The organism is Saccharomonospora azurea NA-128 (genome assembly GCF_000231055.2).
In the GTDB taxonomy this organism is placed as follows: Bacteria; Actinomycetota; Actinomycetes; order Mycobacteriales; family Pseudonocardiaceae; genus Saccharomonospora; species Saccharomonospora azurea.
The window spans coordinates 1,153,412-1,170,352 of sequence record NZ_CM001466.1; the positions used below are offsets into that span (position 1 = coordinate 1,153,412).

Sequence of the window (16,941 nt, forward strand, 5' to 3'; positions counted from 1 at the left end):
GGGACGTCGGCGTGGGGCCTCGCTCCCGGGCTGCCGGGGGTGCCGGTCCAGCCGCGCGGGGAACCGCCTCGGCCACCGGGCGTGCTACCCCCCGGCGAGGTCCCGCCCCCGTGAGGCGCCGACCCACCCGCCATCGGCTGGGGCGAGTTCGGTGTGGACGGACCAGCGTCGGGAGTTCGTTGCGGCGTCGGGGAGAACCCGTCCGTCCTCGGCGCGGTCGGCGTCGCCGAGGGAGACGACGGCGACGTCGCCAGCCCACTCGTCGTGGTGCTGTCGGTGTGCTGCGGACCGCTCGGCCGAGGCGCTCCCGCATCCGTGTGCGCCGGAGCGGGCGACGGGTGACTCGGTGTGTGCGGCGGTGTGGCGCCCGGCGAGTGCTGCGGCGCCGGACCGTCCGTACGCGGCGACCCGCCTGCGTCGGGGCCGCCCGGGCTGCTCGGCGTCGAGTGACCCGGCGTGGACGGCACCGACCGATCGCCCGGACCCGAGTGCGGAGCCGAGGAGTCGGGTGACGGGCTGGACGACGTCGGGTGCGCGGGAGGCGAATGGGGCGCCGAGCTCGGCGGCGAGGACGGGTCGGGAGACGAGGACGGCGAGTGACCCGTGCTCTGAGGCGACGGCGACGAGCTCGGCGAGTTCCCGGTGCTCTGGTAGTCGCTCGTCGGGCGGCCACTTCCTCCCCCCGCTGACTCGTCCACACCTGCGGTGTTGGGCGTGTCACTGCGCAGTGTGCTCGGCGTGCCGCCGTCCGCACCGCGCGGCCCGCCCGACGACCCGGGTGAGGCCGACGGAGAACCGGAGTCCCCGGTGTTGCCGCGAGGCGACGGGGAGTCCGACGTCGGCCGAGGAGTCGAGTCGCCATCCGTTCCGGTGTCGTTCGAGCTGCTGTCCGGACCTCGTCCCGACGAGCTTCCGTCCCCACTGGACGGTCGATCGCTGCGAGGCGTGGTGTTGCTCGGGGTTCCCTCTCCGCCGGAGTCCGGACCATCACCCGAGCTGTCGCCTCCGCGGGAGCCGGAATCGCCGGAGTCACCGTCCGAGCCGGAGCGTCCCGATCCTCCGTCCGAACCGGACCCGCCGTTCGAACCACCCCCGCTGCTTCCACTGCCGCCGAGGTCCGGCCCGTCACCACCGCGTCCGAGTCGCTGGACGAACCCACCGTCGATGATGTTCTTCGTGTCGATGACGTCCAGGCCGGTGAACTTGCCGACGATCTTGCCGCAGACCTTCATGATCGAACCGAAGACGTCGGCGAGCTTGCCCAGCAGCGGCGAGACCCTGCGGATGCTGTCGGTGAGCTTCTTCAGCAGGTCGGCGATCTTGGTGGCCCACTTCCCGATCGCGGCGACCGCCTGCGCCACCACGACCGGGGTGCCGAAACCGAGCGAGAACACCGTCTCCAGGACCCAGGAGATGAGCTTGCCGACGAGGTCGGCGATGAGGTCGCGCACCGTCTCCCTGACGAACGCCACGACCTCGCCGAAGATCATCACCACGATGCTGATGGCGTTGGCGGTGGTGGCCGCGCCCGCGAGGGACTCCTCCTGCTCCTTGCACGAGGCGCGGTAGGCGTCGGCGGCCTCGCCCGTCCACCCGGTGGTGCCGTTCTTCACCGCGTTCGCGAAGGTCACCTGGGTCTCCTCCAGGTGCGACGCGACGTTGGCCCACGTCTCGGAGTACGACTGGATCACCGGTGGATCCCCGCACACCGAGTCGAGCATGTCCTTCAGCGGCTGGATGTGTTCCATCAGGAACGACGCCACCGACGACATCAACCAGCCGAACGGGTCGATCGCGGCGGCGGCCCCCTCCGCCGCGAGCCCGAGGACGCCCAGGCCGCCCTCGATCCAGTTGCCGTCCTTGATGCCGTTGAAGGCGTCCATGGCCGACTCGGCGATGCCGATGCCCTGCATCCACCCGTAGTCGCCGTTGCCGGACGTCAGCGGGCCGGGCCCGTCACCGTCCTGCGGCGTGTCGGCGACGAGCGAGTTCCCCTCAGACACCGGTGCCTCCCAGTGCGTCGCGGACGTCCTCGTCCGCGGCCTGGTACTGCCTCGCGGCCGAGCGCACCTTGTCCGCCGTGGCCTGCATGGCCTTCACCGAGTCGCTCAACGCGTCGATGCCGTACTGCTCGACCGGGTCCAGCAGCATCCGGAACGGCTGGCACAGGATTCCGTAGGCGTCGGTGGGCATGCTCACCTGGCGCGCCGCGTCGAGCGCCTGCGACAGCTGGTCGACGACGCCGTCGAGCTGCGTCGCATGTGCTTCGAGGTCCGCCCCGACCTCAAAACCCCCGTGGGACATCGGAGAACTCCTGTGGTCGCGTGGAGTGGATCAGGAAAGGATGGAGCGCCCGCCGAAGTCGTCCTCGTCGTCCTCGGGAGGCCGTCGACGCGCGGTCGGCCGGGGCTGCGGCGGGGGCGGGGGCGCCGCCTCGTCCGCCTCGTCCTCGGGACCGAACTGCAACTCGCGGTCGTTCTCGGGAGCCGGGGTCTCGGTGTCCTCGGGGGGTTCGGGGAAGGTCTTGCGCGCCTCGTCGAACACCTTGGCAGCGGTCTGGTCCTCCGTGCCCACGGTGTCGGCCATCGTCTGCTGAAGCAGCTCGGGGATGCGTGCCTGCGCGGCCTGGACGGTGCGCATGATCTGGGCGGACAGCTCGCCCATCCGCTTGTTCTGCGCGGAGTCGGAGATCGTCAGGCCCGTGAGCAGGCCCTTCGAGTTGATCGTCACCTCGACCGTGTTGTCGGGCGAGCGCTCGGTGACCGAGATCTCCTGCACGCGCGCCGCCATCGCCTGGTAGCGCTGCGCCTGCTCCTGGATCTTCCTGGTCCAGTCGTCGATCATGCGATCGCTCGCGTCCACGCCGTCCGCCATCGGACCTACCTCCCCCAGTACCGCCGCTCGTGTCCTTGTTGACGCACACCGGAGCCCGCCGGTTCCCGCGGCGTGCAAGTGGAACGATCATGCCAGGTCCGGAACCCGAAAGGGAGAGGTGAAGCCGGCGGTCCAGTCCCGTGGGCTGCTATCAATGTCGGAGTCGTGTCGGGCGAGCGCGACGAATCGGGTGAGGGGGCGTGATGACGTCAGCACGACGCCGGAGGCCGACCGGGTTGTCCCGGTCGCTGTTCCGGCTGCCGATCCACGTCTTCCGGCTCCGGCTGGGCTGGCTGTTCCTGGGCCGGCTGCTGTTGCTGCACCACACGGGACGCCGCTCCGGAATGCGGCGGAGCACCGTGCTCGAAGTGGTCGCTCGGGACGGCGAGTCCTACGTCGTCGCCTCGGGCTTCGGCCCGCGCTCCGACTGGTACCGCAACGTCCTGGCCGATCCCGAGGTGAGCATCGTCGTGCGCACCACCGCGATCGCCGCTGTCGCGCGACCCCTCCCTCCCGAGGAGGCAGAGGAGTTCATGGCCGCGTACGCGAGGCGGCACCCGTGGCTGGCCCGGCAGTTGTGCAGGCGGCTCCTGGGTTTCGCCGTCGACGGCGGTGAGGAGAGCTTCCGCGAGGTCGGTCGCGGCATCCCGTTCGTGCGCCTCACGCCGACGCGGCTCAGTGCTTGAAGTACACCAGCTGGTGGCTGGTCGCCAGCAGCGCTCCGTCCGGGCTCCACAGGCGAGCGGACTGGTCGAAGTACCCGCCACCGAACACGCCCGCCCGAGCCGTGGCGAGCAGCGGCCGGTCACCCTGCGCCTCCACCGTCTCGGCGTCGGCGTGGAAGTACGTCGTCAGTGACACCGTGCCCGCGGGGACGAAGGTTCCCCGGCGGCGCAGGATGCGCGGGTAGAAGACGTCGCTCAACGCGGCGAGCGCGGGAACGTCGAGCGGACGCGAGGGTCGCTCCCGCACCCACAGCGTGGTGGTCGAGTCGGGCTGCGCTCCGGTGTCGGTGTCCGGCAACGCACCCTCGACGAAGCGCATCTCGTAGTTGCGCGCCCAGGCGACGAAGTCCGGCATCGGGCGCAGCGGCACGTCCTCGGCCGGCGGCACCGCGGGCATGGCCGCCTCGGTGTCGGACCACGTGTCCCGCCGCACGCCCGTCACGATCGTCGCCGTGGTGGTCACGACGTCGTCCTGGGTGAGCTGGACGATCCAGTGCTGGGTGGACCGGTTGGTGCGCACCGGAATCGCGGTGACGTCGAACGCCCCGTCCGCGATGGGGGCCGCGTAGTTGACCGTGAGGGAGAGGACGTCGCCGAGCCGCCGGGCGTCGTCGAGCACGGCCCGCACGAGGACCGCGGCCGTGATGCCGCCGAAGGGCCCCACCATGTTGGTGTACGCGGGGTCGGTGTGCCCGGTGACGACTCCCTCACCGCGGTCGGCGGCGGCCTCCAGCGCGACGGCGCGGTCGAACGGATGAAGGGCCTCGGAGAGGGCGGCTTCGGTCATGGGAGCTCCCGCGATGGACGTCCGGCGATTCGGTATGACAACCTACATAGCCGAGCTGCTCGGGCGCGCCAGGAGGTAACGCATGGCACAGGGCGGGCGCCGCGCCGGCGGCGCGAAGGAGGCGATGACCACCAGCGCCGTGGCGCTTCTGCGCGAGCACGGTGTCGCGGGTACCTCGTTCGCCGACGTGCTGGCCCACAGCGGCGCACCACGCGGCTCGGTGTACCACCACTTCCCGGGAGGTAAGGCGCAGTTGGTGGAGGAGGCGACACGAGCCGCCTCCGACGCCCTGACGGCGGAGATCACCCGGCTGCTGCGCGACCACGGTCCGGTGTTCGCGCTGCGTGCCGTGGTGGAGCTGTGGCGGCGGGAACTCGCGCGCGGCGACTACACGGCGGGCTGCCCCGTGGCCGCCGCGGCACTGGGCCCCGTGCCCGGTGCACGCGCCGCGGCCGGGGCCGCCCTGCGCGACTGGGAGTCCGCCGTCGCGGAATCACTCCACCGGGAGGGCGTGCCCCGGGATCGGGCGGCCACCCTCGGAACGCTTGTGGTGAGCACACTGCAGGGCGCGCTCGTGCTCGCGCGGGCGCAACGCAGTGCCGCCCCGCTCGACGCCGTCGTCACCGAGCTGGAGACGGTGTGCGGCGCCGCCCTCGACGGCGCGCGGTCCTGACCGGCTTTATCCGATCGATCTTGTCGGTCGGCGGTGACAGGATGCCCGCATGAACCCGAAAGACCCGAAATCGGTGCTCCACCACTACCTCGGCTCGGCGCGTGACGTGCTGGTGTGGAAGCTGGAGGGGCTGTCGGAGTACGACGTCCGGCGACCGCTCACGCCCACCGGCACCAACCTGCTGGGCCTGCTGAAGCACCTCACCGGTTGCGAGGTCGGCTACTTCGGCGACACGTTCGGCCGCCCCTTCCCGCACACGCTGCCGTGGCTGTCCGACGACGCCGAGGACAACGCGGACATGTGGGCGACCGCCGAGGAGTCCCGCGAGGAGATCGTCGAGCTGTACCGGCGGGCGTGCGCACACTCCGACAGCACCATCGCCGCACTCGACCTCGACGCGCCCGGTGTCGTTCCGCACTGGCCCGACGCGCGGGCCCACACCACGCTCCACGCGGTGCTGGTCCACATGCTCGCCGAGACGCAACGGCACGCGGGACACGCCGACATCGTGCGGGAACTCGTCGACGGCGCGGCGGGGCTGCGGCCGGCGGTGAGCAATCTGCCCCGACGCGACGCCGACTGGTGGAGCCGACACCGCGACAGGCTGGAGCAGGTCGCCCGGGAGGCCGGCGAGCGCTGAGCTCGGCCCCGCGCGCACCGCTCGCCGCCGTGAACGCGTGACACACTGGCGCCGACGGGCACACGCATCAGGCTGGGGGCCACGGTGCCGAGCGAGGACGACGAACTCGTACTGGTGGGGCACGGGCCGGTCGCGACCGTGTACGCGGGCGAGAGCGACGACACGGCCTTCGCGCTCAAGATCTATCCCGGCGAGGTCGACCGGCGTTCACTGCGCTCGGTGCGGGCCGAGCTCGCCACCCTCGCCGAGTTGCGCGACCGAGCCCGGATCCTCGTGGCCGACTCCGTCGAGCGGCGGCCCGGCGGAACGACCGCCCTGCGCATGGAGTTGTGCGCCCAGTCGCCGTCCGAGCTCGTCGAGGAGGCGGGGCGCAGGCCGGTGGACGAGGCCGTCGCTCTCGGCGAGGCGCCGGCGGAGACTCTCGCCGCCGCACACGACCGCGGCATCGTGCACGGTGGTGTCTCCCCCGGCAACGTGCTGTTCGAGGGCTCCGGGGACGCGCTGCTCTCCGACTTCGGCACCACGCTGCGACGCCACTTCTCCGCCGAGTCCACCCCGCACGGCGCGGTGGCGCCGGAGACGCTCCGCGACGGTGTCCTCGACCGAGGATCGGACCTCTACGGGCTCGGGGCGACGCTCTACTTCGCACTGACCGGCCACGCGCCGCACCCCCGCGTGCCGGGAGAGTCGGACGACCGCTCCGGGTTGCGCGTGCTGAAGGATCCGGTCGCCCCCTCGATCGCCCCGGCGTGCCTCCGGCTCTCGCGGACCTCGTCGCACAGCTGCTCGCGAAGGACCCGGCCGACCGCCCCGGCAGTTTGACTCCATTACAGACGTAATGTACGTCTACCCGCGTGGAACTGAGTGGATTCACGAGTACCGCGGCACGCGACCGCTTCACCGAACGCTACGAGCAGCTGCTCACGACCCGCTGGCCGCCACACACCCGCGCCACCGTCGCGACGTCGTTCGGGCCGACGGCCGTCGTCACCGCCGGCGACGGCCCCGGACTCCCCGCCGTACTGCTGGCAGGCGGAAGCGCGAACGCGGCGACCTGGGCGCCACTTCTGCCCTCCCTGAGCGCGGACCGGCCGGTCATCGCCGTCGACGTCCTCGGCGAAGCGGGCGGTAGCACCCAGACGGCACCGATCCCGGACGCGCCCAACCGCGCCCGCTGGCTCGACGAAGTTCTCACCGGACTCGGTGTCGACCGCGCCCACCTCGTCGGTCACTCCGCGGGAGGAGCGATCGCCCTCGCCCAGTCCGTGCACCACCCGAGCCGCCTCGCCACGGTGACCGCGCTGGAACCGGCGCGCGCTCTGGCTCCGGTGCGGGCGCTCTTCTTCGTGCGCCTGCTCGCGGTCATGCTCACCGGCTCACGACGACGCGCGGCGGCGTACCTGCGCTGGTGCCGAGGCGGCAAAGACGTGCCCTCACCAGTCCGGGAACTGCTGGCGTCCGCCCTCGTCGACCACCGGAGCCGCGCGGTACCACCACCGCCCAGGCTGTCCGACGAGGAGCTGAGCTCGATCACTCTCCCGGTGCTGGTGGCGCTCGGCGCCGACAGTCCGGTCCATGCGGTCGACATCGCGGCGCGGCGCGCCCGACTCGTCTCGAACGTCGCCGTGCATGTCGTGGAAGGCGCGGCGCACGGACTGTTCAGTGAACGCCCCGAGGAGGTCGGGCAGCTCGTGTCCGAGTTCCTCGCCCGACACGACGCCGACCCGGACGACGGGAGGAACCACCGAGCCGGCTCTCCGACTGCCTAGGCCCCGCCCGCCGGCCCGTACCACTGGGTGGCCTGGCCGGTGACGGCCGCGATGCAGTCGAAGTCGTGGTCGCGGTGCAGCAGGGTGAGCCCCTGCAGCTCGGCGGTGGCCGCGACGAGGAGGTCGATCGCACCGGCGCTGCGGTGCTGCCCCCGCCGGGTGAGTGCCTCCTGCACCTGCGACGCGCGATCGTAGACCCGGTCGCCGACCGGCACCCAGGCGAACACCGACCGCAGGTCCTCGGCGACTCGGGCACGGTCGTCCGCGTTGCGGGCGCTGTAGAGGAACTCCAGCTCGGTGAGAGGACAGACGGCGAGGAGTCCCGCCGCCGCGGCCTGGTCCCAGCCGAACCGGTCGGCGTCGGGTCGCAGCAGGCGGGCGAGCGCGCTGGTGTCGATCAGAAAACGCGCGGCGTTCACCGCCGGTGGTCGGCCTTGTGGTCGAGGACGTCGAGGTCGACAGCGCCGTCGGCCGCGGCGGCGCGCAGCCGGGTGAGCGCGAGCGCGCGTCGGCGGTTCTCCAGCACCTCGCGCAACGCGGTGTTGACCGTGTCCTTCTTGGTGCTCGTACCAAGCGCCCGCGCCACCTCGGTGACGAGCTGGTCGTCGAGATCGATCACGGTCCGGCTCATCGCGATATCCCCTCGTATATCAAACTGCACTCGCTTGATATACATCCTACGCGCCCTCACGAACACCGTGAAGCACTCGACCCGACTTCCGCTCGCTCAGCGGCTCAGGACGTGCTCGTGCCCCATGCGCGCCAGCTTCTCCGGGTTGCGGACGGCGTAGAGGCCGGTGACGAGGCCGTCGTCGATCCGCATCGCCACGACGCTGTCGAGTTCGCCGTCCAACCGGACGACCAACGCCGGATGCCCGTTGACCTGCACCGGCTGCAGCGACAGCTGTTCGGACAACCTGCCCAGGCCTCCCGCGAGAAGCCGAGCCACCTTGTCGACCCCCACGATCGGACGCGGCACAGCCTGCTTGACTCCGCCACCGTCTCCCAGCAGCACGACGTCCGGCGCGAGGACGTCGACCAGGCTCTGCACGTCTCCGGTCTCGACGGCGCGCTGGAACGCGTCGAGCGCACCCCGCACGTCGTCGGCGGAGGCGCCGGCCCGGGGACGGCGCGCGGCGACGTGCTCCCGCGCCCGATGGGCGATCTGGCGCACCGCGGCCGGACTCTTGTCGACGGCCTCGGCGATCTCGTCGTAACCGAAGTCGAACACGTCGCGCAGCACGAAGACCGCCCGCTCGACCGGCTTGAGGGTCTCCAGTACCAGCAGCATGGCCATCGAGACGCTCTCGGCCAGCTCGACGTCCTCGGCCACGTCCGGCGACGTGAGCAGGGGTTCGGGCAGCCACGGGCCGACGTAGGACTCCTTGCGGCGCCCGAGTGTCCGCAGGCGGGTGAGCGCCTGCCTGGTGGTGATCCGCACCAGGTACGCACGCTGGTCGCGCACCGTCGCGAGGTCGACGCCCGCCCAGCGCAACCACGTCTCCTGGAGGACGTCCTCGGCGTCGGCGGCCGATCCCAACATCTCGTACGCCACCGTGAACAGGAGGTTGCGGTGGGCCAGGAACGTCTGCGTCGCGGCGTCCGGGCGATCGTCGTGCGGGCGTGCGCCGTGCCCTCCGGGTCCGGCGTGCGACGTGCCGATCATGGTTTTCCCCTTCGCTCGGGTCTCCCCTCCAGACGCCGCTGCCGGCGGCCCTGTGACAGGACATCGGCCCACATCACCGTGTCGCGCGTCACAGCACCACGCTGTCACACGATCCCGGCCGTCGGCATCTGATGTTCGTCCCGTGCGACAGCACACCGACGACGACGTGAGGACGAGACCATGACCGCCCGCTTCGACCTGCTCGGAAACAAGACCGCCACCACCTTCGCCAAGCGATTCTTCAGCGCCGGCCTGGTGATTCAGCAGTCACCACTGCCCGCCACGACCCAGGCCCTGGTGTCGCTGCGCGCCAGCCAGATCAACGGCTGCGGATTCTGCGTCGACATGCACGTCAAGGAGGCCACGGCCGCGGGTGAAACGCCGGACCGCCTCAGCCTGGTCGCCGCCTGGCGCGAGGCACACGTGTTCACCGAGGCCGAGCGCGCCGCGCTGGCGCTCGCGGAGGAGGGCACCCGGCTCGCCGACGCCCACCCCGGCGTGTCCGACGAGACGTGGGCGCAGGTGCGCGAACACTACGACGACGACCAGATCGCGGCCCTGGTCTCGCTGGTGGCACTGATCAACGCGGCGAACCGGCTGAACGTGATCGTGCGCAACCCGGCGGGCACGTACACGCCCGAGATGGCAGCCGCGGTGAGCTAGCCGCGCAGGAAGGCCAGCAGGTCCGCGTTGACGATGTCCTGCAACGTGGCGGTCAGGCCGTGCGGCGCGTCCGGGTAGTACACCTCCCGGACGTCGGCGAGCAGTCGAGCCGTCTTGCGTGACGCGGCGTCGATCGGCACGATCTGGTCGTCCTCGCCGTGCAGGAGCAGAGTCGGGACGTCGAACTTCTGCAGATCCTCGGTGAAGTCGGTCTCCGAGAAGGCTCTGATGCACTCGTAGGCGTTCTTGAGCCCGGCCTGCATGCTCCACAGCCAGAACTGGTCGAGGACTGCCCGCGGGACCTCGCTGCCGGACCTGTTGGCGCCGTAGAACGGGACCGCCAGGTCCTGGTAGAAGCTCGACCGGTCCGCCACGATGCGGGCGCGCATGTCGTCGAGCGCCTCCGCAGGCACCCCCTCGGGGTTGTCCGACGTCTTCAGCAGGAACGGCGGGACGGCCCCGATCAGCACCGCCTTGGCGACCCGCCCGGTGCCGTGCCGGCCGATGTAGCGGGTCACCTCGCCACCGCCGGTGGAGTGACCGATCAAAGTCACGTCACGGAGGTCGAGGGCGGTGAGGAGTGCCGCGAGATCGTCGGCGTAGGTGTCCATGTCGTTGCCCGACGACGGCTGGCTCGACCGACCGTGCCCGCGCCGATCGTGTGCGATCACGCGGAATCCCTGCTGCGCGAGGAAGAGCATCTGCTCGTCCCAGGCATCGGCATTGAGGGGCCAGCCGTGTGAGAACACCACGGCCGGGCCTTCGCCCCAGTCCTTGTAGTAGATCTCGGTGCCGTCGTCGGTGGTGATGGTGCTCATGCGCCGGCTTCCTCCATTCCGGGCAGCGTCCGGCAGCGGTGTGGGTGCAGGCGAGTGGTGAAGTACCCGGCGGCCGGGCCGGTAAACGAGTGCGGCGATTCCCGTCGACTCGGAAGAATCGCACCAGAGCCTTTCGACCCGCATGCGCATTCCGACGTCAAGCGCAGCATGCAAGGTGCCATTCCCCGTTCTCCACAGGCACACATGTATCTGCACGTGCAGATGGAGGTGCAGATGCCCGACACCCGATTCCGAACGCCGGTCGGCGCGTTCTCGTCGAAGGCGACCCGCCGCTCGGCGAGCGCATGGCGCCGTTCATCGCTCAATCGCAACCGACAGCTGAACTCGGTCGGTCGAAGCCAGCAAGATGACCTTGTGACCACGACGGGTGGTCCACACGGAAAAGGGCGCGGCTCCTGCGGCATCAGGAGTCGCGCCGGTGTCCACATCTGACGTGAGGAGAGTGGGACGAGATGAGGGTACAAGTCAACCTCGGTGAAACGCCAGACGGCAGAGCGAACCTTCGCCGTTCCGGGCACGTGTTCCACCAGCGTTCGGACGCCGCCGTCACCGAGACCGACACCCGGAGCGCACCCGAGCCCGCCGGACACTGGCAGTGCCTCACGAGCAGGGTCCTGGGCGAATGGGGCACGACGTTGCGCCTCGGCTTGCTGCTGGTACTGCTGGTGGCGGCGGGCATGACCGTCGTCGTGCTGGTCGCCCAGTGGGCTCCCGCGCTCGGTCTCGTCCTGACGTCGACGACCGGCGTCGGCTTGGGGGCGCTCTCCGGGGTGCTCATCTCCCCGCGCAGGACCGCCGGCCTGTAGTCGGGGCCTCCGGCTGGATCATCCGGGGCAGGACGACCCGCCTGACGTCCGACGGCACGGACGTCAGGCGGGTGATCAGGGACGGCGGTCCGCCGGAACGCAGAACTCGTTGCCCTCCGGGTCGGCGAGGACGACCCAACTCGCGTCCCCCTGCCCGACGTCGACCCGCCGGGCACCGAGGTCGAGGAGGCGGCGAACCTCGTCGTCCTGATCGCGGTCGATGGGATTGACGTCGATGTGGAGCCTGTTCTTGACGGTCTTGCCCTCCGGCACGGGCGCGAACGTCAGGGTCGGCGGCACCGGGCCGGGCCCCCCTTCGGGCACCGACGGAGACCCGATGGTGACGACGCCGTCGCCCTCGTCCTGAACCTCGTAGCCCAGGACCGCACACCAGAACCGGGCGAGCGCGCGCGGATCGGCACAGTCGATCGCGAGCTCGGTGAACTTGCTGGCCATGTGGGGACCTCCCGTCCCGAAAGCAGTGCGCACGACGATCAGACTCTTGCACACGTGTCGAATCGATATCCGAGAAAGGCCACCGTGTCACCGGCGAGGTCGGCATTTCATTCAGCGGACATTCACCACATCGGATTCCGCGAGCGCGGCGACTCGGTGACGAAATGGTCAAGAACACTGCGACTGGCGTCCCGCCCGATCATTTCCGGAATCGACCACGACGACGGCTTTCCTCTCTCAGGCCACCGGTCGGGATTCTGCTGAATCCTTGGACGTCGGCGGGCTTCGACCCGGCATCGCGACGACCGTCGCCGCGGCGCTCGCCGGCATGGCACTCGGCCGCCTGATCTCCCGCCTCGCCGACAAGCCCACCGCGTTGTAACCCACGTGGTTCTACTTCTGCATCGAAGGGATCGGCGCCGCACTCCTGATGGCGGCCGCCTGAGGCCCGGCTTCACCCCCGCGGGATGAAGCGCGATCGGCCGATCGGTGCCACGCTCCCCGCTCACCCTTCGGGAAGGAGCATCATGAGCGAGCCGACGACTGACACCCCGCCGATCGTGCTGATCCACGGCCTGTGGATGACGTCCCGCAGCTGGGACCGCTGGGCCGAGGGCGTGCGGGTCAATCCACCGTCCCAGATCAAGGCCCTGTTCCCCATCCTGTCGAAACCGTCCACCCGCCACCGCGCGGTGGGTTTCACCAAGGAGCAGTTCCACTACGCGTTCGCCAACACCTGTACCCGTGAGGAGTCCGACGCGGCATACGACCAGCTCCACATCCCGGCACCCGGCACCCGGCAGCCGGCAGCTGGGTCTGGGCTTACGGACTGACAGCGAACTGGAAACCGGGCCACCAGGAGACCTGGGTCGACTACGGCCGGGACGACCGGGCACCACTGCTGTTCATCCTCGGCGGCCAGGACCACCTGATGCCCTCGTCGGTCGGCCGGGCCAACGCGAAGAAGTACCGCCACTCCGACGCGTTGACCGAGACCTACGAGTTCCCGGACCGCTCGCACTTCACCGGTGTCGAGCCCGGCTGGGAACAGGTGGCCGACTACGCGCTCGACTGGGCGACGAGTCACGCGAGTACGCAGTAGGGCCGACCAGCGTCGTCGTCGGGCCGCCGACGTCTCACTCCGGCCGGACGCCGGCGGCGGCGATCTCGGCGACGTTCAGCACGTCCTCGCCGTAGAGGCCCTGCAGCCAGTTGGTTTGGTACAGCGTGTCCAGATAGCGCTCGCCCAGGTCCGGAGCGATGGCGACCGAGTTCGTCCCCGGGGCGCCGTGGTGGGCGAGCCAGTCCATCGCACCGCTGACGACGGTGCCGGTGGAACCACCGAACAGGAAGCCGTTGCGGGCCATCTGGTGGCACGCTCGGATGGTGTCCACCTCTTCCACCATCACGACATCATCCACAAAGGATTCGTCCAGCATCGGGGGCCGGACACTCGTGCCGATTCCCGGAATCATCCGGCGTCCCGGACCCCCTCCGAAGGTCACCGAACCGACGCTGTCCACGGCGACGATCCGCACCGGCCGGTCCAGTTCCCGGAAGTACCGGGCACAGCCCATCAACGTCCCGGTGGTGCCCGTGCCGATGAACCGCGCGTCCAGGTTCGGGAACTGGTGGGCGATCGCAGGACCCGTCGTGCGGTAGTGGGCCGCCCAGTTGCTGGGGTTCGCGTACTGGTTCAGCCACACGTATCGCGAGTCCGAGGCGCACAGGGAATGGACGTAGTCCAGGCGTGCGCCGAGGAATCCACGCTCGGGATGCGGTTCGGAGATGATGTGCACGCGGCTGCCGAGCGCCTCGATCAGGCGCCGTGTCGACAGGTTGCACCGCGTGTCGGTCACGCACAGGAACTGGAAACCCCGGCTCGCGGCGATGAGCGCCAACGCCACACCGAGGTTGCCCGACGACGACTCCACCAGGATGGTGTCCTCGGTGACCAGACCGCTCTGCTCGGCCGACGTCACCATCTCGATCGCGGCTTTCAGCTTGATCGAACCGGCGAAGTTGAAGCCCTCGCACTTCAGGAACAGCGGGTAGCCGAACATCGACTCGAGATCCACGTAGAGCTGTTCCTCGTTGAATTCCAGAGGAGCGGTTATGACAGGCACGAGACCTCCTCGTCCGTTGAGGCTCGCCCGGTACTCATCCGTACCGGCGCAGTTCGTGGAAGAAGTCGTCGACGACACCCAACTCACCGGAGCGCACCAGCGTGTCGTAGACGTGTTTTCCGACCGCGAGGTCCAGAACGCCGAGACCGAACGGCGAGAAGATCACTGGACGGCCGGAGCGCAACCGCACCTTCCCGAGCATCACGTCATGAAGTGTGCCGTCGAGGAAGTCCCGGTTACCCGTGAGCTGTTCCGCCAGGTGGGGCGAGGTGTTCGCCTTGAGGCAGTGTTCGACGTCGTCGACGATGTTGGTCGAGGCGAGGACGATCTCCGGCGCGAGGTCGCGCAGGGACACGTGCAGTACCAGCGGGTCGTGTGTGAACCACGAGGGATCGTGGATGTGCGGGTGACCGGCGACGGTCGCGAAGATCACCAGGTCGCTGGACCGGATCAGACTCTCCGCGTCGGTGGTTCCCGCTCCGGGCCACCACAGGCAGCGAGGGACGCCGCGAGAACAAGGGACACGAGCAGCGCGAGGGCGAGTCGAAGACCTCGGGTCGGCTGCGGCGGAAAAGACAACGTGACGACCTCCAGGGGTGCGGTCCCGGTGCTCCCCTCGGCCCCGCCGCGAACGAGGAGGGCCACCGGGTCGTGCGTCGGTAGTCGTCACCGCATTGTTGCGCGGGCGATGCGGCTTCGCAGCCCGCGCCTCGGGTGCCGACAGGTGACCGCGGAGTGTGACGCTGAGTCGACCTGTCGTACCTCCGGCTCAGGAACTCGACACGATGAGGCGGAAGGGCTGTCGTCGTCGAGCTCGGCTGCCTCGACGACGACGGATGGACACCTGTCGATGTCCGCCACGACCCACCGCGGAGTCCTTCGATGTCGTCAGCGGCGGCGTACCCCAGGACTCATGATCTTCGACAAGCGCCGCCACATCGCCTGCAAGCGGGTTCGATGCGGAGCTGTGCTCGTAGCAGAAGCCGTGCCGAACGGTCGTCGCGGCCGGGGAGACTGGACTGATGAATCGTTCTCTCCAGATCGTCTGCATGCTCTTCCCTGGCGTCACGCAGTTGGATCTGACCGGGCCTGCACAGATCTTTTCCCGCCTACCCGACACCGAGTTGTCGTTCGCATGGCACCGGATCGAGCCTGTGCTGACGGACGCCGGTTTCGCGATCGTGCCGAACACGACGCTGACTGCGGCACCGCAGGCAGACGTGCTGTTCGTGCCTGGCGGACAGGGTGCCTTCGAGCTTTTCGAGGATGATGTCGCGTTGGAGTTTCTGCGACGCCAGAGCACGGGAGCTCGGTATGTCACGAGTGTGTGCACGGGGTCGTTCGCTCTCGCGGCAGCGGGACTGCTGCGAGGTAAGCGTGCGACGAGCCACTGGGCATCGCTCGGTTTGCTGGAGCGATTCGGTGTCACCCCGACTGCCCAGCGGGTCGTCCATGACGGCAACGTCGTCACCGGCGCCGGAGTGACCAGCGGGATGGACTTCGCCCTGAGCTTGGCCGCGGAGGTTTTCAGCCCTGACGTCGCGAAACGTGTGCAGCTCGCGATCGAGTACGACCCGAGCCCGCCGTTCGACGCCGGTTCACCGGAGCGGCCGGAAGCTGACGCCGCGCAAGTTGAGCAGACGATCGAAGCCATGCGGGAACTGCGCGGCCCCCTCGTCGATCGAGCTGTGGACCGGCTGTCTCAACGCGAGATACGTTGATTCTCCAGAGCCACGACGGATCGGCATGCTGAACCGGAGGTCGCCCGGCACTGACGGCAAGCCGGGTGGAACTGGAAGACCACTTCGGAACTTCCGTGGCACCGGACGAGGTTGAGGCCGAAGCGTCCCGGATGCCGCGAACGAGGAGAACCGATGCACAGCACGTCGCCGGACAACACAACCAACGTTCGCTCGGCGAGGTCTCCCCGGCGGTCCACCAGCTGTTGATGCCCCGAGCTCACCCGCGATCTCGTTGAGGTACGGACGGGTAGGCTTGTCCCCGTCCTGCCCATGGTGGCTGTCATCACCCTGAATTCCGCCGGGCCTGGCGACGCTCACGTTCCCGTCGACTGTAGGCGGCACGGTGCACTGTGCTCTCGTCTTCGAAGTTCGATCCGACGGCGCCGGCCAACACCGACACCGAACTGGCGAACCATGCGATCTCCAGGTAGACATCCAGAGTGACCGGCCGCCCCAGGGTCTTTTCAAGGAAGCCTGGGTCGATCAGGAAGACCTCGGCCAGCAGGCTGACCGCGAAAAGCAGGATGTAGCTGCAGCCGACACCGAACAACAAGGTGATCAGTGTGGAGGCGTTGAACAAACGCACACGGGATCGCTCCACCGGATCGGTTGAACGTTCCCACAGGTTGTGGGCGGTGATCAGCCAGGTCACCATGATCGCCGTCGCGAAGACCGTCATCAGCGCCAGCTTGATCCCACTCACCTGGTCGACGAACTGCCACGCGCTCGGACTGATCAGCACATACGCGCTGGTTGCCAGCGCTGCCGCCAGGGCGCCTTTCAGTCCCGCCAACAGCCGCCAAGGCTGGTTGGCGCGCACCAATCCCAGCAGCAGCTGCAGGGAAGCATAGGAAGCGGTGATGCGAACCGTGACGTCGGGGTTCGGTGAGTGCACACGATGGAATCGGCGGGACTTGGTAGCGAAACCCGGCTCTTGCCGCTCGCCCTCTTTCCCTCGATGTCGTTCAGGTGGCTCGGTCAGTTCCTGAGTCAGTTCGGCTGCGACTGCGCCCACGTGCTTCCGCAAGGGCAGGGCACCGAACGCCGGCAGCGACACCAGAGCTACGCGCTCCGTCCGCAGCAGATCCGCCACGAGCGCCTCCCTGCCGTCTCGCAGGGGACTGTCGGTAAGGCAGATGATGGTATCGAAACTGTCCTCACGGAGGCGCCTACTG

Annotated in this window: 21 protein-coding genes and 2 pseudogenes; 11 read left to right on the forward strand and 12 right to left on the reverse strand. The window is 69.4% G+C overall.

What is annotated here, in order from left to right; genetic code table 11:
* The 3 genes and pseudogenes from SACAZDRAFT_RS23700 to SACAZDRAFT_RS05120 all read right to left on the reverse strand — a co-directional run.
* Window positions 1-2,003 (reverse strand): annotated as a pseudogene (locus SACAZDRAFT_RS23700) (hypothetical protein); the annotation flags it as partial.
* The gene (locus tag SACAZDRAFT_RS05115) at window positions 1,996-2,304 is read right to left on the reverse strand and encodes a type VII secretion target (protein WP_005439323.1); all 309 of its coding nucleotides are present in this window, start codon (window positions 2,302-2,304) and stop codon (window positions 1,996-1,998) included. The gene SACAZDRAFT_RS05115 and the pseudogene SACAZDRAFT_RS23700, both read right to left, overlap by 8 nt.
* A gap of 30 nt (window positions 2,305-2,334) precedes the next feature.
* Entirely contained in the window at window positions 2,335-2,874 is a 540-nt protein-coding gene (locus tag SACAZDRAFT_RS05120) for a YbaB/EbfC family nucleoid-associated protein (RefSeq protein ID WP_005439325.1), read from the reverse strand.
* A gap of 203 nt (window positions 2,875-3,077) precedes the next feature.
* On the opposite strand from SACAZDRAFT_RS05120, the gene SACAZDRAFT_RS05125 reads away from it, so the two are divergent.
* The gene (locus tag SACAZDRAFT_RS05125; protein WP_005439327.1) at window positions 3,078-3,560 is read left to right on the forward strand and encodes a nitroreductase family deazaflavin-dependent oxidoreductase; all 483 of its coding nucleotides are present in this window, start codon (window positions 3,078-3,080) and stop codon (window positions 3,558-3,560) included.
* Here SACAZDRAFT_RS05125 and SACAZDRAFT_RS05130 read toward each other — a convergent pair.
* A complete protein-coding gene (locus tag SACAZDRAFT_RS05130; protein ID WP_005439329.1) occupies window positions 3,550-4,386 on the reverse strand; it encodes an acyl-CoA thioesterase in 837 nt (278 codons plus the stop codon). The two genes, SACAZDRAFT_RS05125 and SACAZDRAFT_RS05130, sit on opposite strands and share 11 nt — an antisense overlap.
* An 82-nt stretch (window positions 4,387-4,468) precedes the next feature.
* Between SACAZDRAFT_RS05130 and SACAZDRAFT_RS05135 the strand changes: the two genes are divergently transcribed.
* From SACAZDRAFT_RS05135 to SACAZDRAFT_RS05150, 4 genes are all read left to right on the forward strand, one after another.
* Complete coding sequence (locus SACAZDRAFT_RS05135; protein WP_005439332.1) at window positions 4,469-5,059, forward strand: TetR/AcrR family transcriptional regulator; 591 nt, start codon at window positions 4,469-4,471, stop codon at window positions 5,057-5,059.
* Window positions 5,060-5,108: 49 nt separating this feature from the next.
* Window positions 5,109-5,699 (forward strand): DinB family protein, encoded by a 591-nt coding sequence (locus tag SACAZDRAFT_RS05140; protein ID WP_005439334.1) that lies wholly within the window; start codon window positions 5,109-5,111, stop codon window positions 5,697-5,699.
* Window positions 5,700-5,783: 84 nt separating this feature from the next.
* A complete protein-coding gene (locus SACAZDRAFT_RS05145) occupies window positions 5,784-6,521 on the forward strand; it encodes a protein kinase domain-containing protein (RefSeq protein WP_005439335.1) in 738 nt (245 codons plus the stop codon).
* 32 nt (window positions 6,522-6,553) lie between these two features.
* On the forward strand, window positions 6,554-7,468 hold the full coding sequence (locus SACAZDRAFT_RS05150) for an alpha/beta fold hydrolase (protein WP_005439337.1): 915 nt from the start codon (window positions 6,554-6,556) through the stop codon (window positions 7,466-7,468).
* On the opposite strand, the gene SACAZDRAFT_RS05155 is transcribed toward SACAZDRAFT_RS05150, so the two are convergent.
* The 3 genes from SACAZDRAFT_RS05155 to SACAZDRAFT_RS05165 all read right to left on the reverse strand — a co-directional run bounded on the left by SACAZDRAFT_RS05155 (window position 7,465) and on the right by SACAZDRAFT_RS05165 (window position 9,134).
* On the reverse strand, window positions 7,465-7,887 hold the full coding sequence (locus SACAZDRAFT_RS05155) for a PIN domain nuclease (protein WP_005439339.1): 423 nt from the start codon (window positions 7,885-7,887) through the stop codon (window positions 7,465-7,467). The genes SACAZDRAFT_RS05150 and SACAZDRAFT_RS05155 overlap by 4 nt on opposite strands.
* Window positions 7,884-8,099 (reverse strand): type II toxin-antitoxin system VapB family antitoxin, encoded by a 216-nt coding sequence (locus tag SACAZDRAFT_RS05160; protein WP_005450318.1) that lies wholly within the window; start codon window positions 8,097-8,099, stop codon window positions 7,884-7,886. The genes SACAZDRAFT_RS05155 and SACAZDRAFT_RS05160 overlap by 4 nt, the downstream gene beginning before the upstream one ends.
* A 96-nt stretch (window positions 8,100-8,195) precedes the next feature.
* Window positions 8,196-9,134 carry an RNA polymerase sigma-70 factor gene (locus SACAZDRAFT_RS05165; RefSeq protein WP_005439344.1) on the reverse strand — a complete coding sequence of 313 codons (939 nt, stop codon included), beginning with the start codon at window positions 9,132-9,134 and terminating at the stop codon, window positions 8,196-8,198.
* A gap of 180 nt (window positions 9,135-9,314) precedes the next feature.
* On the opposite strand from SACAZDRAFT_RS05165, the gene SACAZDRAFT_RS05170 reads away from it, so the two are divergent.
* On the forward strand, window positions 9,315-9,797 hold the full coding sequence (locus SACAZDRAFT_RS05170; protein ID WP_005439345.1) for a carboxymuconolactone decarboxylase family protein: 483 nt from the start codon (window positions 9,315-9,317) through the stop codon (window positions 9,795-9,797).
* Here the strand turns inward: SACAZDRAFT_RS05170 and SACAZDRAFT_RS05175 are convergent.
* Window positions 9,794-10,615 (reverse strand): alpha/beta fold hydrolase, encoded by an 822-nt coding sequence (locus SACAZDRAFT_RS05175; protein ID WP_005439346.1) that lies wholly within the window; start codon window positions 10,613-10,615, stop codon window positions 9,794-9,796. The two genes, SACAZDRAFT_RS05170 and SACAZDRAFT_RS05175, sit on opposite strands and share 4 nt — an antisense overlap.
* 204 nt (window positions 10,616-10,819) lie before the next feature.
* On the opposite strand from SACAZDRAFT_RS05175, the gene SACAZDRAFT_RS23155 reads away from it, so the two are divergent.
* Together SACAZDRAFT_RS23155 and SACAZDRAFT_RS05180 are read left to right on the forward strand one after the other, a co-directional pair.
* Window positions 10,820-11,068, forward strand: coding sequence for a hypothetical protein (locus SACAZDRAFT_RS23155; RefSeq protein ID WP_198283899.1), 249 nt, complete (start codon window positions 10,820-10,822; stop codon window positions 11,066-11,068).
* 20 nt (window positions 11,069-11,088) lie between these two features.
* Window positions 11,089-11,442: a hypothetical protein gene (locus tag SACAZDRAFT_RS05180; RefSeq protein WP_005439347.1), complete on the forward strand. Its 354-nt coding sequence runs from the start codon at window positions 11,089-11,091 to the stop codon at window positions 11,440-11,442.
* A gap of 75 nt (window positions 11,443-11,517) precedes the next feature.
* Here the strand turns inward: SACAZDRAFT_RS05180 and SACAZDRAFT_RS05185 are convergent, their stop codons facing one another.
* Entirely contained in the window at window positions 11,518-11,898 is a 381-nt protein-coding gene (locus SACAZDRAFT_RS05185; protein ID WP_005439348.1) for a VOC family protein, read from the reverse strand.
* Between the two features lie 527 nt (window positions 11,899-12,425).
* Here SACAZDRAFT_RS05185 and SACAZDRAFT_RS23160 point away from each other — a divergent pair.
* A complete protein-coding gene (locus tag SACAZDRAFT_RS23160) occupies window positions 12,426-12,731 on the forward strand; it encodes a lipase family protein (RefSeq protein ID WP_050983457.1) in 306 nt (101 codons plus the stop codon).
* 98 nt (window positions 12,732-12,829) lie between these two features.
* The gene (locus SACAZDRAFT_RS23165) at window positions 12,830-13,000 is read left to right on the forward strand and encodes a hypothetical protein (RefSeq protein WP_198283900.1); all 171 of its coding nucleotides are present in this window, start codon (window positions 12,830-12,832) and stop codon (window positions 12,998-13,000) included.
* Between the two features lie 34 nt (window positions 13,001-13,034).
* Here the strand turns inward: SACAZDRAFT_RS23165 and sbnA are convergent, their stop codons facing one another.
* Both sbnA and SACAZDRAFT_RS05205 read right to left on the reverse strand, forming a co-directional pair.
* Window positions 13,035-14,024 carry a 2,3-diaminopropionate biosynthesis protein SbnA gene (gene sbnA / locus SACAZDRAFT_RS05200; protein WP_005439349.1) on the reverse strand — a complete coding sequence of 330 codons (990 nt, stop codon included), beginning with the start codon at window positions 14,022-14,024 and terminating at the stop codon, window positions 13,035-13,037.
* Window positions 14,025-14,058: 34 nt separating this feature from the next.
* Window positions 14,059-14,487 (reverse strand): annotated as a pseudogene (locus tag SACAZDRAFT_RS05205) (2,3-diaminopropionate biosynthesis protein SbnB); the annotation flags it as partial.
* Window positions 14,488-15,046: 559 nt separating this feature from the next.
* Here SACAZDRAFT_RS05205 and SACAZDRAFT_RS05210 point away from each other — a divergent pair.
* A complete protein-coding gene (locus tag SACAZDRAFT_RS05210; RefSeq protein ID WP_005439350.1) occupies window positions 15,047-15,745 on the forward strand; it encodes a DJ-1/PfpI family protein in 699 nt (232 codons plus the stop codon).
* Between the two features lie 304 nt (window positions 15,746-16,049).
* On the opposite strand, the gene SACAZDRAFT_RS05215 is transcribed toward SACAZDRAFT_RS05210, so the two are convergent.
* A complete protein-coding gene (locus tag SACAZDRAFT_RS05215; RefSeq protein WP_157606933.1) occupies window positions 16,050-16,859 on the reverse strand; it encodes a hypothetical protein in 810 nt (269 codons plus the stop codon).
* Between the last annotated feature and the right edge of the window lie 82 nt (window positions 16,860-16,941).

Coding starts and splice junctions, on each gene's coding strand:
- SACAZDRAFT_RS05140 (WP_005439334.1), top strand. CDS start 5,109: ATGAACCCGAAAGACCCGAAATCGGTGCTCCACCACTACCTCGGCTCG.
- SACAZDRAFT_RS05125 (WP_005439327.1), top strand. CDS start 3,078: ATGACGTCAGCACGACGCCGGAGGCCGACCGGGTTGTCCCGGTCGCTG.
- SACAZDRAFT_RS23165 (WP_198283900.1), top strand. CDS start 12,830: ATGCCCTCGTCGGTCGGCCGGGCCAACGCGAAGAAGTACCGCCACTCC.
- SACAZDRAFT_RS05160 (WP_005450318.1), bottom strand. CDS start 8,099: ATGAGCCGGACCGTGATCGATCTCGACGACCAGCTCGTCACCGAGGTG.
- SACAZDRAFT_RS05120 (WP_005439325.1), bottom strand. CDS start 2,874: ATGGCGGACGGCGTGGACGCGAGCGATCGCATGATCGACGACTGGACC.
- SACAZDRAFT_RS05130 (WP_005439329.1), bottom strand. CDS start 4,386: ATGACCGAAGCCGCCCTCTCCGAGGCCCTTCATCCGTTCGACCGCGCC.
- SACAZDRAFT_RS05135 (WP_005439332.1), top strand. CDS start 4,469: ATGGCACAGGGCGGGCGCCGCGCCGGCGGCGCGAAGGAGGCGATGACC.
- SACAZDRAFT_RS05175 (WP_005439346.1), bottom strand. CDS start 10,615: ATGAGCACCATCACCACCGACGACGGCACCGAGATCTACTACAAGGAC.
- SACAZDRAFT_RS05165 (WP_005439344.1), bottom strand. CDS start 9,134: ATGATCGGCACGTCGCACGCCGGACCCGGAGGGCACGGCGCACGCCCG.
- SACAZDRAFT_RS05180 (WP_005439347.1), top strand. CDS start 11,089: ATGAGGGTACAAGTCAACCTCGGTGAAACGCCAGACGGCAGAGCGAAC.
- SACAZDRAFT_RS05170 (WP_005439345.1), top strand. CDS start 9,315: ATGACCGCCCGCTTCGACCTGCTCGGAAACAAGACCGCCACCACCTTC.
- SACAZDRAFT_RS23160 (WP_050983457.1), top strand. CDS start 12,426: ATGAGCGAGCCGACGACTGACACCCCGCCGATCGTGCTGATCCACGGC.
- SACAZDRAFT_RS05210 (WP_005439350.1), top strand. CDS start 15,047: ATGAATCGTTCTCTCCAGATCGTCTGCATGCTCTTCCCTGGCGTCACG.
- SACAZDRAFT_RS23155 (WP_198283899.1), top strand. CDS start 10,820: ATGTATCTGCACGTGCAGATGGAGGTGCAGATGCCCGACACCCGATTC.
- SACAZDRAFT_RS05185 (WP_005439348.1), bottom strand. CDS start 11,898: ATGGCCAGCAAGTTCACCGAGCTCGCGATCGACTGTGCCGATCCGCGC.
- SACAZDRAFT_RS05115 (WP_005439323.1), bottom strand. CDS start 2,304: ATGTCCCACGGGGGTTTTGAGGTCGGGGCGGACCTCGAAGCACATGCG.